We start from the raw sequence: 16,368 nt of genomic DNA, 5'->3' as shown, positions 1-16,368 counted from the left end.
TACGCTAGTGCAGAGGCTGCGGAAAATTCATCCCAGTCGCTCGGCACGGTATCGGGTTTAAAATAAACCAACTATAGAGTGCCCGCTAAGTTAAAACCGCATTTATGCAAACATAAAAAAGCCCCAATCAATAACTGATTGGGGCTTTTTCGAATTTGGCGGAGACGGAGAGATTCGAACTCTCGAAGGGCTATGAACCCTTGCCGGTTTTCAAGACCGGTGCATTCAACCGCTCTGCCACGTCTCCATTGGTGCATCATTATATAGATATCATCGTATAATGCAAGCGCTTCATATTAAAAAAATGAAATTAATTTACAGCCAGTTTTAAATCAATGACTTAGCGTGCGCCAAAATTTTTTACCCCGTGCTTTTTTTAAAACATTTACTGCAAACCAGGTTATTTACTTAAAGCGAGGTGCAAGCACATATCAAGCAGCCTGTTGGCATAGCCCCATTCATTGTCGTACCAGGCAAACACTTTATATTGCTCGCCCACTTGCATCAATTGCTGCCCATCGATAATCAGCGATTCTGGCTGATGGATAAAGTCACTGGAAACGAGCGGCTCATCAGTATACGCCATGATATTTATCAAATCACCAAGGCTAGCAGCTCTTAACTTTTCTCGTATCGCATCGACGCTGACATCCGGCGTATCAAAGACAAACGTCACATCAATCGCCGCCACATCAATGGTCGGTACGCGTATCGAGTGACCGTTTATCTTCCCTACCATCGCAGGCAATACCCGTTCTGTCGCAGCAATACTACTTGAGGTGGTCGGAATAATATTATAACCAGAGGCGCGTGCGCGTCTTGGGTCTCGGTGCGCTTGATCGAGCACTGTCTGGTCAGCAGTCACAGCATGAATCTCGGTCATCATAGCCGACCTAACGCCAAATGCCTTATCAAGCGTATCAATCAGCGGTACTAAGGCCTGCGTGGTACAAGAAACGCTCGAGATAATCGGCAGCTTGCGTGTGAGCTCAGCGGTATTGACGCCCATGACAATACAAGCATCGACATTATCAAAGGGCGCAGCACCAATAATGACTTGCTGTGCACCCGCTGCTATATGTAGCTGCGCCTGCTCATAAGAGCGAAAATGCCCCGTACACTCTAGCACTACATCGATACCAAGCGTGCGCCATGGTAGGTTTTTTGGGTCAGCTTCTGAGAGCATTTTGATGCAGTAGGTCAGATTATTCTTAGTCAAACACAGCTGAGTATTGTTTTTATCGTCTAAAACCTCTGCACTGACGCCAAGTCGGCTTAAGCGACCATGAGTACTATCGAATTTTAACAAATGCAATAAGATATCAGCCGATGCCAAATCATTAATCGCCACTACATGGATAGCGCGCCCCAACACCTCAAAGCGCTCTAACAAGGCACGCAGTACATTACGTCCAATACGGCCAAAGCCATTGATAGCAATCCTCAAGGGCTGCGTATGCTCGCCTGTCGCATGCGTAAGCGCCACTCTAGGTTCGGCGTTCAATTGGTAAGTTGCGCTAGAAAAATCAGGTATAACGTCAGACATAAAAGGGTATCGCTATAAAGAGATATAAAAAGAGTGGCGCGCTACATTGAATATTATCAGCATAATGACGGTCTATCTTTAGAGATTTTTTCTCACCGATTGGATGCTACGGCGTAATAAAAATTAATGCCAAACGAATGGTATTGTAATCAACCGCTTGTTTTAGATGCTCAAAAATTGGACGCAGCTTAACACTGCCATCATCGTTAAAGTCATTAGGGTTATTGGCGACCTTAATGGCCACATAAGCGTTGCCAACCGCCGTCATCACTTCATCGTCTGGGCGCAGATGATCACACGCCAAACTTGGATCTTGCGATTTTAATTCTGCAATATGGCGCATAATGGTCGATTGCGACAGCTGCCGCGCCTGCGAAATCTCGGCAATCGATAAGCTCTCTTCTAATAAAATTCGCGTCGCCAGCAAGGTGCTGTCCGATTTATCAGACACTTGATTACCAAGTTTCTGTTTTTTATCTATCTGCGCTTGCTGTTGCTCGCGGCGTTTTTTCTGCAAATTGGCATACGCTTCAATCACTGACTTACTAAGCGTGCCGCCTGATTTTAGAATAAATTTCTCATGCGCCTGCGTCATGCTTTCTTCATCAAGCATGGCATAATTGGCATCCGCTTCGTCAGACAGTGCCAAAAAGCGTTTATCGGCTCCGCGTGCCAGCGGATCAAGCTGCAAGCTCATGTCATTCATACCGAGCAATTGCAAACCTGCCAGCGACTTTAAGCGTGACAATGCCACATAACCTTGTCCAAGCTCAAAAGTGCGCGATAAATCAATCTCGGCCGCCTCAAGGGTCATGCCTTGCGACTTATGAATGGTAATGGCCCAAGCCAAACATAGCGGCACTTGTAAGTAGCTTGCCAGCACATCGCCGGTTTCGTCTTCGATAATCCATTCTTCAGGCTCAGCGATGACTTCACGACCTGAGTTTAGTCGAACTACAGGCATTTTTTGCGTGGTTGGTTTTTTATCTCTTGGTGGCTTTTTATCACTGTCTTTATCTTTGGTGGTCTTTTGGCCTTTGTCTTTTACACTCTTATCAGTAGCGCTTTCAGCATCTTGCGCAGTATCTTCAATCAAATCATCGCTCGTATCTTTACTGTCGTCAATTTTTACCGCAGCAAAACCAATCAGCTCGCCCATCGTACCGTTAGAGACGCCAAGCTCGCTGTTGTTTTTGATAAACATCACCTTAGCACCAATCTTTAATACTAAATCGTCTTGGGTGCGTACCGTTTTTTTGAGAGTCTCAACCAATTTACTGTCGCCAGCCGAGGTGGCCTCAAAGCGCATCATCTCCCCATCTAAGGCTGCAAGCTCTTTGTCATTGATTTTATTGACGTTGAGATTATGGGTATAAAGACGGGTGCGCTTAATATCGACGTTTTGATCAAAGGTCGCCTCGAGGGCAGCAATGGCTTCAAAGGTCACTTCTTGACGGCGAATTTGATTAAGGATATCGTCTAAATCAAGGCCACCATTTGCTGCTTCGCTCACCTGCCGATGTTGCTCAGATAGATAGCAAATATGAAATTTGGCATCAAGCCACGCCTCACTCATAAAGGCAAATTTTTCACGGTTGGTTTCGCCTTTATTCCCAATCGGTGGTAACTGAAAAAAGTCCCCTGCAACCACCACTTGTATACCACCAAATGCAGCATCGTTTTTTCGCACATGCTTGAGCACTTGGTTGACTAGGTTAAGCTGCTTGGCATGCAGCATGGAAATCTCATCGATGATCAATACCGCCGTGTCTTTTAATCTGTCTGCTAAAAACTGCTTACGCGATAAATTGGTCAAATCACGATCAGACAACTCGTCTTTGATGCCTATACCCGACCAACTATGGATAGTCGTGCCGTTCATGTGTGTCGCCGCGATACCCGTACTAGCAGTCACAGCAACTGGCACACGGCGCGCGCGTAAGTAATTGATGTACTGGTTGAGAGTATAAGTTTTACCTGAACCTGCTGAGCCAGTCAAAAACACATTTTGACCTGTTTTTAAGATATCAAGAGCAGAAGATTGACGCATATATCCAAACCAACCAATAACATAAGAAAAAGGAAACTACCGTCGTAGCATCATAATGGTAGCAATTATAACAGCTGTACCAAGTTTTCGAACCAATTTAAGCAGATACTTATGCATAACCTAAATTTATGAAACAACCTGATTTGCTTTACTAAAAGTACCTATCCTTATGTATAAAAGTTCAGTAGGATAGACTGACAACCTGATCAGGAAGATCCAGCAAAACCGTGCAAGTGACTTTATAGATATGACCTCAAAAGATCATATATCAAAGGCTTGAACGTTTATTTGCTTTATAAATTAAGACAACAAGGAGTCGTTAATGCTACACGCCTATCCCAATACAGAAAACAGCCCCGTCCAATTCCGCGAAAAATATGACAACTTTATCAATGGTGAGTGGGTCGCACCAGCCGATGGAGAATACTTTGACAACACCAGCCCCATTGACGGTAAAGTCATCTGCCAAGTCGCCCGTTCAAAAGAAGCGGATATTGAAAAAGCCTTAGACGCTGCTCATGCTGCCAAAGACGCTTGGGGCAAAACCAGTGTCGCTGAACGTGCCAATCTACTGCTCAAAATTGCAGATAAGATGGAAGCCAATTTAGAAGCCATCGCCATTGCCGAAACGTATGAAAACGGCAAGCCTGTACGTGAAACCCTAGCAGCAGACATTCCATTAGCTGTCGATCACTTTCGCTATTTTGCCAGTGCCATTCGTGCACAAGAAGGCGGCATCAGTCAAATTGATGATGACACGGTTGCTTATCACTTCCATGAGCCACTTGGTGTCGTCGGCCAGATTATCCCATGGAACTTTCCGATCCTCATGGCAGTATGGAAGCTAGCCCCTGCGCTTGCTGCTGGTAACTGTATAGTACTCAAGCCTGCAGAGCAAACGCCTGCCTCTATCCTATTTATGCTAGAGACGATCGGGATTGCTGATATCTTACCAAAAGGTGTCCTCAACGTGGTCAACGGTTTCGGAGTTGAAGCTGGTAAGCCGCTTGCCTCCAATCCACGTATCAATAAAGTTGCCTTTACTGGTGAGACGACTACTGGTCGCCTAATCATGCAGTACGCCAGTGAAAACATCATTCCAGTTACCCTAGAGCTGGGTGGTAAGAGTCCAAATATCTTCTTTGCTGATGTCATGGACGAAGACGATGATTTCTTGGACAAAGCGGTCGAAGGTCTAGTGATGTTTGCGCTTAACCAAGGTGAAGTCTGTACTTGTCCGTCGCGCGCATTAGTACACGAGAGCATTTATGATGAGTTTATGAAGCGCTGTATCGAGCGCGTCAAAGCCATCAAAATGGGTAACCCATTAGATACTGATACCATGATTGGCGCCCAAGCCAGCACAGACCAGTTAGAAAAAATCCTATCTTATCTGGATATTGGTAAAAAAGAAGGGGCCAAAGTATTGGTCGGTGGCGAACAAGCCAAGCATGACGGCGACCTTGCAGATGGCTACTATGTGCAGCCCACTATCTTTGAAGGCACTAACGACATGCGCGTGTTCCAAGAGGAAATCTTTGGACCAGTACTTGCCGTCACGAAATTTAAAGACGACGAAGAGGCCATGAGCATTGCCAATGATACCTTATATGGTCTTGGTGCTGGAGTCTGGACACGCAGTGTACACAAAGCCTATCGCTTCGGACGTGGCATCCAAGCAGGTCGCGTGTGGACCAACTGCTACCACATCTATCCTTCGCATTCTGCATTTGGTGGCTACAAGCAATCGGGTATCGGCCGCGAAAACCATCTAATGATGCTTGATCATTATCAGCAAACCAAAAACATGCTGGTATCGTATAGTCCAAAAGCGATGGGGTTCTTTTAAACACTATTTGCTAAAGCACCTTACAAGGAAGCGTAAGGTGCAAACTCGATGCTTACTAAGCATCTACATGTAAAATAATTGGCAGTTTAAAAGACTAAGTCGAGCATTAGTGACTGCTAGTAATAAGGAGAAAGTAACATGGCTAATAAAATGAAAGCTGCGGTTCTGCATGAGTTCAACCAACCTCTGCAGATTGAAGAAGTTGATATCCCTACCCCAGGTCCTGGTCAAATTGTAGTAAAAATGCAGGCATCAGGTGTCTGTCATACCGACCTGCACGCTGTCGAAGGCGATTGGCCAGTCAAACCAAGCCCCCCGTTTATCCCTGGTCATGAAGGTGTCGGCCTGATCACTGCTGTGGGTGAAGGTGTTAAGCATGTTAAAGAAGGCGACCGTGTCGGTGTGCCTTGGCTCTACTCTGCCTGTGGTCACTGTACGCACTGTCTAGGTGGCTGGGAAACCCTGTGCCTAAGTCAAGAGAACTCTGGTTATTCAGTGAATGGTAGCTTTGCAGAATACGTATTGGCAGATGCTGACTATGTTGGCATTATTCCTGAGAGCGTTGACTCTGTTGAGATTGCACCAGTTCTATGTGCGGGTGTGACGGTATATAAAGGTCTGAAAATGACAGACACCAAACCAGGTGATTGGGTCGTCATTTCAGGTATCGGTGGACTTGGTCACATGGCGGTACAGTACGCCATTGCCATGGGACTGAACGTTGCTGCCGTCGATATTGACGATGAAAAGCTCGATTTTGCCAAAAAACTGGGGGCAAAAGTCACCGTCAATGCCAAAAACACCGATCCTGGTGAGTATCTGCAAGAAGAGATCGGCGGTGCTCATGGTGTGCTAGTGACAGCCGTCTCCTCTAAGGCCTTTGATCAAGCGCTGACCATGCTGCGCCGCGGTGGTACTTTGGTCTGTAATGGTCTACCAACAGGCGACTTCCCTGTTTCTATCTTTGATACGGTACTAAATGGTATTACCATTCGTGGCTCAATCGTTGGTACACGTCTAGACCTACAAGAGTCGCTAGATATGGCAGCGGAAGGTAAAGTAAAAGCGACCGTTGCCGCTGAGCCGCTTGAGAATATCAATGATATTCTTGATCGTATGCGTGATGGCAAGATTGAGGGACGTATCGTGATTGACTACGCTATGTAGACATTGCAACTGTCTCAGTGATTGGTACGTTTAGTCACAAAACATCACTTAATCACTAACGCTAGGTCGTATCGTTTTCAGCCACATGCTATGAATGATGTGAGTGAAGATGATACGACCTTTTATATTTTGCCGATTAGTTTGGGTAAAAGTTTAAAAATAAGGAGCACGTTATGAAACTTGAAGCGACAGAAGCCTGCGTTGCGTTAATTGAGCTATTAAAGTCCAAACACGGTGACCTGATGTTCCATCAATCTGGCGGCTGCTGCGATGGCAGCTCACCGATGTGTTATCCGCTGGGTGAGTTCAAAGTTGGTGGTCAAGACGTACTCGTCGGTGAGCTTGCTGGTTGTCCATTTTATATGGGTAAAGCCCAGTATAAACTCTGGCAACATACTGATTTAACTATCGATGTAGTCGATGGTCGTGGTGCGAGTTTTTCGCTAGAAATACCTGAGGGCAAACGTTTTATCGTGCGCTCTGAGATATGTGAAGTATAAAGCAGAGGTGATAGATATAACTTTATATCAAAGGGCATAATCTTAGCTTAAACATTTAAGCACCATGTCTAAGCACTATATATTCAAAGTCTTATGGGCGAATAACACGCCCTAGTCATTTTTATTGCATTATTTTAGCAAAATAATAGATACTGTAAGGAGAAGCCATTTTAATCAGCTGGTTGTAACGAGCTCGTCTTAATAAGCATGGATGCTAAAAGGAAGATAACATGGAAGTTGATCCAAAATTTGACTACGTCATCGTGGGCGGCGGTTCTGCAGGCTGTGTGCTCGCTAGCCGGCTGACAGAAAATCCCGATATCAGTGTGTGTTTATTAGAGTACGGCGGTGAAGGCAAAGACCTTGCGATTCGCGTACCGGCAGGTTTAATCCTTTTAGTACCAGGCAAACCGCTAAAATCAAACAATTGGTGCTTTCATACTACTCCGCAAACCCATCTTAATAATCGACGCGGCTTTCAACCGCGCGGTCAATGCTTGGGCGGCTCATCCGCCATTAATGCAATGATCTATACTCGCGGCAGCGCGCTTGATTATGAGCGCTGGGTTGAGCAAGGCTGCGAAGGTTGGGGTTTTGACGATGTGCTACCTTACTTTATTAAAGCTGAAAACAATGTCCACGGCGCGGATGAACTGCATGGCGATAGCGGCCCTTTGCACGTCAGTAATTTATTAAGCCCGCGTGAAATCTCAAAAGCATTTGTAGAAGCGGCTGTCGCTAATGGCTTGGAGCACAATCAAGACTTTAATGGTAAAAAACAAGACGGCGCAGGACTATATCAAGTCACCCATTTTCATGGTGAAAAACAAGGTCAACGCTGCTCTGCGGCCGCCGCCTATTTACACCCCGTACAAAAAAGTCGGCCAAATTTAACCGTCATCACCCACGCCCAAGCCAACCGCATTATTTTTGAAGACAAACAAGCCGTTGGCGTCGCTTATGAAAAAGACGGCGTCGAGCATACGGTGATGGCGCGTCAGGAAATTATTTTGTCAGGTGGCGCTTTTGGTTCGCCGAAAGTTTTGATGCTATCTGGTATTGGTCCTGCTGAGCACCTGCAGGAGCACGGCATTGATGTATTGGTCGATGCGCCCGAGGTTGGCGGTAATCTACAAGACCATTTAGACATGGTATTTGATTATGAGGTCAATACTACCGATGTGATTGGTATTGGCATGGCAACGCTCTCAACCTTGACCAAAAGCATTCGACAGTGGAGAAAAGATGGCACAGGATTGCTGTCTACCAACTACGCCGAAGCAGGCGCGTTTTTTAGTGTTGGTGACGCCCCAAAAGAATGGCCAAATACCCAGCTGCATTTTGTGATATCGCGGGTGATTGAACACGGTCGTGACCTTAGACGCGGTTTTGCTGTTTCTTGTCACGCCTGCTACTTGCGCCCTGAAAGCCGCGGTACCGTCAGGCTTGCGTCAGCTGACCCCTCAGAGTGCGTATTGATTGATCCAAACTTCCTCTCCCATCCTAAAGACGTAGAGTATATGGTCGCAGGCGCTGAGCGTACGCGCGCCATCATGCAAGAAGCACCCATCGCCAAATATATCACCGAAGACTACCCTGCCCCTTATATCGAAAAAGACGGCATGCTTGGCTATATTCGTAATAAATCAGACACCATCTATCATCCAGTCGGTACATGCCGTATGGGCTCAGATGACAAATCTGTGGTCGACTTAGAACTAAAAGTGCGCGGCATCAATGGATTGCGGGTTATTGATGCGTCTGTGATGCCGACCTTGATAAGTGCCAATACCAATGCGCCAACCATTATGATTGCCGAAAAAATGGCAGATTTGATTAAAGCAAAACATCATCACGCTGAGCAAATCGCATCATAGAACAAGTAAGTAAAATATTTTACGGTAGGCGCTTTTATCTCATAAACTTTTCTATTGAAAATAGCGCTTACATTCAAAAATACGGATATTAAAACGGGACATTTTCTATCAAATTAAATATATTGATACCTTGCGTTACAACTGTGTAAGGTAGTATATTTAAACCACTTATTTATATTGTTATTTATCGCAGCCTGCAATTTGAGTTAAAAATCTCTGACTCATTTTCTTTTTGCATAGTATAAATACTTTATTTATAAACACTTTAAAGGGAATTAGCAGCTCGCTGATTATAGGATTCACTTATGAACCTATAGATATATTAGCGACTACTTATCATTACATAGGATGTAAGAATGCAAAAATCACTCTTCAAACTGACCCTGTTAGCGACTGTTATCTTGGGTATCAGTGCCTGTAGCGGCGACAACAAAACCACCGATGACTCTGCTGCTAGCTCAGACGCCAAAGGCGCAAAAACCTTGCTTTATTGCTCAGAAGGCAGCCCTGCTGGTTTCGACCCAGCTCAATATACGGCAGGTACGGATTTCGACGCCAGTGCCTACCCTATTTACAACGCTTTAGTAGAATTTAAAAGAGACGGCACCGAGATTCAGCCTGCGCTGGCTGAAAGTTGGGATATCAGCGAAGATGGCAAAACTTACACCTTTAATCTACGTAAAGGCGTCAAATTTGGTAAAACCGATTACTTTACCCCGACCCGCGATTTTAACGCTGACGACGTTGTCTTTACCCTAGAACGTCTCACCAATCCAGAATTTGAATTTAATAAAGCCTACCCTGCCGAATTCCCGTATTCGGTCGGCATGGGGTTGCCTGATCTTATTTCTAATATTGAAAAAGTTGACGACAATACCGTCAAAGTCACCTTAAGCGAAACCAACGCGCCGTTTTTACAAAACCTAGCGATGGCCTTTGCTTACATTGATTCTGCTGAATACGCTGACCAATTAATGGCTGCTGGTAACGCAGCTGATATTAATACCAAACCAGTTGGTACCGGTCCTTTCGTCTTTACGTCCTACCAAAAAGACGCACAGATTCGCTATACCAAAAACCCAGATTACTGGAACAAAGATGACATTCATATCGACAATTTAGTATTCGTCATCACCAAAGATTCGGCCGTGCGCGCGCAAAAGGTGCAGGCTGGTGAATGTCATGTGTCTGCTTATCCAAAACCTGCCGAAATTGAATCTGTCAAAAAATCCGGCAAAGCCACGGTTCTCGATCAACCTGGTTTTAACGTCGGCTATGTCGGCTACAACGTTGAAAAACCGAAACTTAGCGACCTTAAAGTTCGCCAAGCGTTAGATATGGCGATTAATAAAGACGCTATTATCAACGCGGTCTACCAAAGTGAAGGGGTTAAAGCCACCAATCCTATGCCGCCAACGCAGTGGGGTTACGATAAATCGATCAAAGATGCGCCTTATGATGTCGAAAAAGCCAAAGCCCTTATCAAAGAAGCAGGTGCGGATAACCTTTCTATCAACCTATGGTATATGCCGGTTCAGCGCCCTTATAACCCAAATGCCAAACTCATGGCTGAAATGCTACAAGCAGATTGGGCGAAGATTGGTGTGAATACCAAGCTTGTCACTTATGAATGGGGTGAGTACTTAAAACGCGCCGCTAAAGGTGAGCCTGATGTCATTTTGGCAGGCTGGACCGGTGACAATGGTGATCCTGATAACTGGCTTGGTTCGCTATTATCTTGTGACGCGGTCGGTGGTAATAACTACTCGCGCTGGTGTAATAAAGATTTTGATAATTTAGTGACCAGTGCCCGTCAGATTACCAATCAAGATGAGCGTGTCGATGATTATGTAAAAGCTCAGCAGATATTTAAAGAGCAACTGCCTTGGACGACAATGGCGCATTCGGTCGTGACCGTATTCACCGCACCAAACGTTGTTGATTATAAAATCAGTCCGCTTGGTGCCATACGCTTCGATGGTGTGAAAGTTGAATAGCATCAGCCAATAAAGTCCGGTATGACAGGCACGGTTATTTAATTCATATTTCATATTCGGCTGGTCAGACGTTTTGTTTGTTCCAGCCGAATTTCTATGAATCAAGCGTCTTGTTAAACATTTTTTCACGGACGCTTTTATCACTGCTAATGCTTTACTCTTCGATTTATCACTTTTGAACCACAACTATTGAGCAGCCCATGCTACTTTATATTCTGCGTCGAATTGCGATTTTAATTCCTGTCTATATTGGCTTAACGCTATCCACTTTTACTCTGATTCGTCTCGTACCTGGAGATGCTGTCGAGATTATGATGGGTGAACGTATGGTCGATCCAGAGCTACATGCGCGCGCCCTAGAAAGACTTGGATTGGATAAACCCCTCATCGTCCAATATTGGGATTATTTAACCGGTATATTGACCGGTGACTTTGGAGCGTCTTTTCGTACCCGCGCCCCCGTATTACAAGATTTCTTTGCCCATTTTGTCCCAACGCTGGAGCTTGCAGTATGTGCGATTATCATTGCGAGTGTCGTCGGTGTCAGTTTAGGTATTTTTGCAGCGCTGCGCCGTGGCACATGGATTGATTACACCTTAATGTCAGGAGCGCTGGCTGGCTACTCGATGCCTATCTATTTATTAGGGCCTATCCTAACCGGTATATTTGCCCATTATTTAAACCTTTTGCCGGTCGCCGGTGTCATTTCTGTCGCGCAGTTTTTAGATGTTCACCCACTCTACGGCTCTTGGTTATTGGGCTCTTTAACATCCGGTGAGCCTGGCGCATTTTGGGACGTGGTAAAACATTTTATTTTGCCTTCTATTGCCTTATCGACCATACCACTGGCGATGATTGCGCGCATGACACGCTCGGCGATGCTAGAGGTATTGGATGAAGACTATGTGCGCACAGCACGCGCCAAAGGTTTATCGCCGCGCCGCGTGATATTGGTACACGTGATGCGCAACGCCTTAATTACCGTAGTCACTGTGATTGGCTTACAGATGGCGACCTTGCTCGCTGGCGCGATTATCACTGAGACCATCTTTAGTTGGCCGGGCGTTGGTAATTGGCTACTTGATGGCTTTTTTACCCGTGATTACCCTATTGTGCAAAATGGTATTTTATTGGTCGCCACCGCCTTGATTTTAGTCAGTTTATTTATTGATATTTTATATGGTTTGATCAATCCGCGTATTCGACATACCTCTTAATTTGATAATGATAAATACCCATATTATAAATAGTGGTGATACGCGCTTGCATGATTTAGAGCAATTTTTAGCAAATCCTCAACTTTTCAAGAAATGAGGTTCTACATGCTCTTAGCGCTGGCCACTATAGGAACTACTCATGAAGCCTTCTGTTCTTCCTTCTGATCTCAATCTGATAGGCGCCGCACCGCCGTCATCTTTGCAGTTATTCTTGTCGACATTTTGCCGAAATAAAGGTGCGGTACTAGGCTTTATTGTCTTAGCCTTGATGGTCATTATCGCCATACTTGCGCCAGCCCTCGCGCCGCATGACCCTTATGAGTTGTTTACCGGTCAAGAGCAATTACCGCCCGCCTTTTTAAGTGGCGGCGATGCGATGTTTTGGCTGGGTACTGATGATGCCGGCCGCGATACGTTATCGCGGGTAATGTATGGCGCACGCTATTCCTTATTTATTGGACTAAGTGCCACAACCCTTGCGATGTTGGTCGGGATTTCTTTAGGACTGAGCGCGGCGTTTTGGCCAAAGGTTTGGGGCAAAGCGGTGATGCTGGTCAATGATATTTTGATGTCTTATCCAAGCTTACTATTGGCGATTATTATTGCGGCTATTTTAGGCCCTTCTATGACCAATACCATTATTACCATTGCACTGGTTTGTACGCCGCCGTTTATTCGCTTAACGCGGGCAACGGCGATGGTCGAGCTACAGCGTGAGTATTTTATCGCTTCACAAGTGATGGGTGCTGGCGTGCTACGCCTATTATTTATCACCATTTTACCCAATTGTATGGCACCACTTATCGTCCAGGCAACAATGATTTTTTCCTCTGCCATTTTAGAAGCTGGCGCGATTGGTTTCTTAGGCTTTGGCGTGCAACCACCAGATGCTGAATGGGGTGCGATGCTCGGGACAGCGCGGCAATATATTCAAAGTAATGTTTGGCTTGCCATTTGGCCCGGCGTCGCTATTTTCCTAGCTGCCCTGTCAATCAACTTGACGGGTGATGGCCTACGCGATGCGCTAGATCCAAAATTAAAGCAGGTGACCTAAATGACTGATACGTTAAATACAACCGTCACTACTGAAACTTCGATGACTGGTTCATTAAAAAAAGAAGCGCCACTCTTATTGGATATTGAAAACCTTTCAGTCACCTTTGGTCAAGGCGCGCGCGCTTTTCGCGCCGTCGATGATGTATCGTTGAAAATCACCCAAGGCGAGGTTCTCGCTGTCGTTGGGGAATCCGGTTCAGGAAAGTCAGTCACTATGATGGCACTTATGGGCTTATTGCCGCCTTCTGCAACCGTTCGCGCACAGCGGGTGATATTTAACAATAAAGACATGCTGAGTATGTCCGCCAAAGAAAAACGCGGCATCATTGGCAAAGATATCTCCATGATTTTTCAAAATGCCATGTCCTGCTTAAATCCGAGCTTTACCGTTGAGATGCAATTGGGTGAAGTACTGCGTAAACACCTTGGGCTGCGTGGTTCGGCGGTTCGTACACGCATATTAGAGCTGCTCGAGTTGGTTGAGATGCCCGATGCTAAAAACCGACTGAAAGTTTATCCGCATCAATTATCAGGCGGTATGAGTCAGCGTATTATGATTGCCATGGCCATTGCCTGCGAGCCGAAACTGCTTATCGCCGATGAACCCACCACGGCGCTTGACGTCACGGTACAAGCGCAAATTATGGACTTGCTTGGTCGCTTACAACGCGAAAAACAGATGGCCATGGTGCTGATCACCCATGACTTGGGTTTAGTCGCGCAAAATTCACGTGATGTCGCCGTTATGTATGCCGGACAAGTGGTTGAAACCAGTACAGTGCCGGAGATTTTCCAGCATCCTGCTCACCCTTATACCGATGCCTTGCTACAAGCGATTCCCGAGTTGGCTATCGGCCAAGATAGGCTTAATAGCTTACCGGGTGTGGTACCAAGCCAATATGACCGACCAAGTGGCTGTTTGCTCTCGCCTCGTTGTCCGTATAAAGAACCCGCTTGCGAAGTGCCGCCGCCTATTTTAGAGACGCCTACTGGCAAAGTGCGCTGTATTCACGCCGAACTACCAAGCTTACCTACTCGCATTTCTACCCCGCACCCTGCTACTTTGGAGTCCCAAGTATGAGTGATAAAGTGGTCTTAAAAGCAGACAATTTACACAAGCATTACCCAGTATCGCAAGGTTTGGGCAAACCAAAAGCATATGTTAAAGCGTTAAATGGTATCTCGTTTGAGCTTCAAGCGGGTAAAACACTTGCGGTCGTTGGTGAGTCAGGCTGTGGCAAATCGACACTTGCCCGCCAATTGACCCTAATTGAAGAGCCGACTGATGGTGAGCTGTCTATCAATGGTGAAGCGACCACTGGCTATAGCAGAAAAGCGTTAAAAGATTTGCGCACCGAGATTCAGATGGTGTTCCAAAACCCTTATGGCAGTCTCAACCCGCGTCATACGATCGGTTATCAATTAACCGAGCCATTAGATATCCATACCAAACTGTCAAAGGAAGAAAAGCGCGAAAAAATAAACGAGATGATGAGAAACGTCGGTCTACGTCCTGAACATGCTGGCCGTTTTCCGCATATGTTTTCGGGTGGTCAGCGCCAACGAATTGCCCTCGCCCGCGCCATGATGCTCAATCCAAAAATCGTCGTTGCTGATGAACCGACCTCAGCGCTCGATGTATCGATTCAAGCGCAAGTATTGAATCTATTTATGGATTTGCAGGACGAGTACCATACGGCGTATGTTTTTATTTCACACAACTTATCCGTAGTCCGCCATGTCGCCGACGATGTGATGGTCATGTATTTAGGTCAAGCCGTCGAACATGGGCCAAAAGAAGCCATTTATAACGCGCCAAAGCATCCTTATACCATCGCTTTACTGGCGGCGGCGCCAACTGTCAATGGTCACAAGAATGATTTAACGCTACAAGGTGAGCTGCCAAGTCCGCTTAATCCCCCAAGTGGTTGCGCCCTACATAAACGCTGCCCTTATGCCAAACCAAAATGCAGTGAAGTCGAGCCGCAACTGCGCGAATGGGATGGTCGCTTGGTTGCGTGTATACGTTTGGAAGAGATTTATGGATAAGCGGCATTTTGTGTTTAGCGGTACATTAGCTTGTGCGGTGCTGATCGCGATGACTGCTGCCCAAGCCAATGACTCTACCGGCTATGTCGGTGCAGGTGGGGTTGAGTATATTAAAAATAAACATATCAGCATGCATAGTGAAGATTTATACATCTCAAAAGATGAAGTCCGCGTCAATTATGAATTTAAAAATCTAAGCAATAAAGACATTACCGAGACGGTTCTTTTTCCTATGCCAGCTGTACCTAGCTTTACAGACTCAGATTACGCTAATACTAGTGCTACTTATGATAACTTTAAAATTTGGGCCAATGGCAAGCCTATCATTCCTGAGCAGCATGTCCGCACTTTTATGTACCCGCTCATGATCAAAAATGGTGAGCGGAACTATGCAGAAACCCCTATTGATACCACCAATATTTTCAAGGCTTGTGGTATTAGTGACGCTGAAATGATGTCACCTTGGAGCTATCGGTTTGATACCGACGATATCAATCAACGGCTTTTGGACTGTAATAGCAAGGCACTCGATAAGTTTATCAGTGATAGAGAAAGTCTCTATATCCCTTGGGATTCACAGGTGATTTATAGTTGGGAGCAAAAGTTCAAAGCCAATACGATCACCCAGGTCAAACACACGTATAAACCGTTAGTAGGTGGATCAGTATCTTTAGGCGAGGAAGAATTTTCAAATTTTTGTGTAGATAAATCAACTCAGCGAGGATTTAATAATAACGGACGGCCCTATCATGCCTTAAGCTATATCCTAACGACGGGAGCAAACTGGGCCAAACCGATTACTCATTTCAAACTGACCGTCAAACGCGACCTTAACGAACTGGTCTCCTTCTGTTGGAAAGGTAAAGGTAAAATCAAAAAGATTGGACCAACGACGTTTGAAATAAAAGAAAGTAATTTTGTGCCAACCCATGATTTTGACGTCGCTTTTATTATGAAGTAGCCGTTAGTTTTTAGGATAATACCAAACCCAAAATATATAGTATCATCCACTTATGACTATACCAATACATAACCTAGAAGACCATGACTTTGGCAAACA

The 16,368-nt window shown here is 45.5% G+C and carries 12 protein-coding genes and 1 tRNA gene; 10 read left to right on the top strand and 3 right to left on the bottom strand.

The genetic code is table 11. From position 1 onward, the window contains the following. Positions 1–156: 156 nt before the first annotated feature. The 3 genes from JFC07_RS09160 to JFC07_RS09150 all read right to left on the bottom strand — a co-directional run bounded on the left by JFC07_RS09160 (position 157) and on the right by JFC07_RS09150 (position 3,596). Positions 157–247, bottom strand: a tRNA-Ser gene (locus tag JFC07_RS09160). Positions 248–400: 153 nt separating this feature from the next. After that, positions 401–1,534, bottom strand: a complete 1,134-nt coding sequence (locus JFC07_RS09155) for a type I glyceraldehyde-3-phosphate dehydrogenase (protein WP_102076869.1) — start codon at positions 1,532–1,534, stop codon at positions 401–403. Positions 1,535–1,652: 118 nt separating this feature from the next. Continuing rightward, positions 1,653–3,596, bottom strand: coding sequence for a DEAD/DEAH box helicase (locus JFC07_RS09150; protein ID WP_198328896.1), 1,944 nt, complete (start codon positions 3,594–3,596; stop codon positions 1,653–1,655). Between the two features lie 322 nt (positions 3,597–3,918). On the opposite strand from JFC07_RS09150, the gene exaC reads away from it, so the two are divergent. The 10 genes from exaC (at position 3,919) to JFC07_RS09100 (ending at position 16,269) form a co-directional block, all read left to right on the top strand. Continuing rightward, entirely contained in the window at positions 3,919–5,445 is a 1,527-nt protein-coding gene (exaC, locus tag JFC07_RS09145; RefSeq protein ID WP_198328895.1) for an acetaldehyde dehydrogenase ExaC, read from the top strand. Between the two features lie 138 nt (positions 5,446–5,583). Then, positions 5,584–6,612: an alcohol dehydrogenase AdhP gene (gene adhP, locus JFC07_RS09140; RefSeq protein WP_197488903.1), complete on the top strand. Its 1,029-nt coding sequence runs from the start codon at positions 5,584–5,586 to the stop codon at positions 6,610–6,612. A 173-nt stretch (positions 6,613–6,785) separates the two neighbouring features. Continuing rightward, positions 6,786–7,112, top strand: a complete 327-nt coding sequence (locus tag JFC07_RS09135) for a DUF779 domain-containing protein (protein ID WP_198328894.1) — start codon at positions 6,786–6,788, stop codon at positions 7,110–7,112. A gap of 230 nt (positions 7,113–7,342) precedes the next feature. Next, the gene (locus tag JFC07_RS09130; RefSeq protein ID WP_198328893.1) at positions 7,343–8,989 is read left to right on the top strand and encodes a GMC family oxidoreductase; all 1,647 of its coding nucleotides are present in this window, start codon (positions 7,343–7,345) and stop codon (positions 8,987–8,989) included. Positions 8,990–9,345: 356 nt separating this feature from the next. Further along, positions 9,346–10,986 (top strand): ABC transporter substrate-binding protein, encoded by a 1,641-nt coding sequence (locus tag JFC07_RS09125; protein WP_198328892.1) that lies wholly within the window; start codon positions 9,346–9,348, stop codon positions 10,984–10,986. Positions 10,987–11,186: 200 nt separating this feature from the next. After that, a complete protein-coding gene (locus JFC07_RS09120; protein WP_193031282.1) occupies positions 11,187–12,203 on the top strand; it encodes an ABC transporter permease in 1,017 nt (338 codons plus the stop codon). Positions 12,204–12,342: 139 nt separating this feature from the next. Beyond that, positions 12,343–13,257, top strand: coding sequence for an ABC transporter permease (locus JFC07_RS09115; RefSeq protein WP_193031280.1), 915 nt, complete (start codon positions 12,343–12,345; stop codon positions 13,255–13,257). Continuing rightward, positions 13,258–14,340: an ABC transporter ATP-binding protein gene (locus JFC07_RS09110; RefSeq protein WP_238060416.1), complete on the top strand. Its 1,083-nt coding sequence runs from the start codon at positions 13,258–13,260 to the stop codon at positions 14,338–14,340. It begins immediately after the preceding gene. Beyond that, the gene (locus JFC07_RS09105) at positions 14,337–15,308 is read left to right on the top strand and encodes a peptide ABC transporter ATP-binding protein (protein ID WP_193031278.1); all 972 of its coding nucleotides are present in this window, start codon (positions 14,337–14,339) and stop codon (positions 15,306–15,308) included. The genes JFC07_RS09110 and JFC07_RS09105 overlap by 4 nt, the downstream gene beginning before the upstream one ends. Beyond that, entirely contained in the window at positions 15,301–16,269 is a 969-nt protein-coding gene (locus JFC07_RS09100; RefSeq protein WP_193031276.1) for a DUF4424 family protein, read from the top strand. Before JFC07_RS09105 ends, JFC07_RS09100 begins: the two co-directional genes overlap by 8 nt. The last annotated feature ends 99 nt before the right edge of the window (positions 16,270–16,368 follow it).

It is taken from the genome of Psychrobacter faecalis (assembly GCF_016107575.1).
GTDB classification, from domain to species: domain Bacteria; phylum Pseudomonadota; class Gammaproteobacteria; order Pseudomonadales; family Moraxellaceae; genus Psychrobacter; species Psychrobacter faecalis.
The sequence above is the reverse complement of the archived record's forward strand: the minus strand, read 5'-3'. Positions and strand labels throughout refer to the sequence as shown.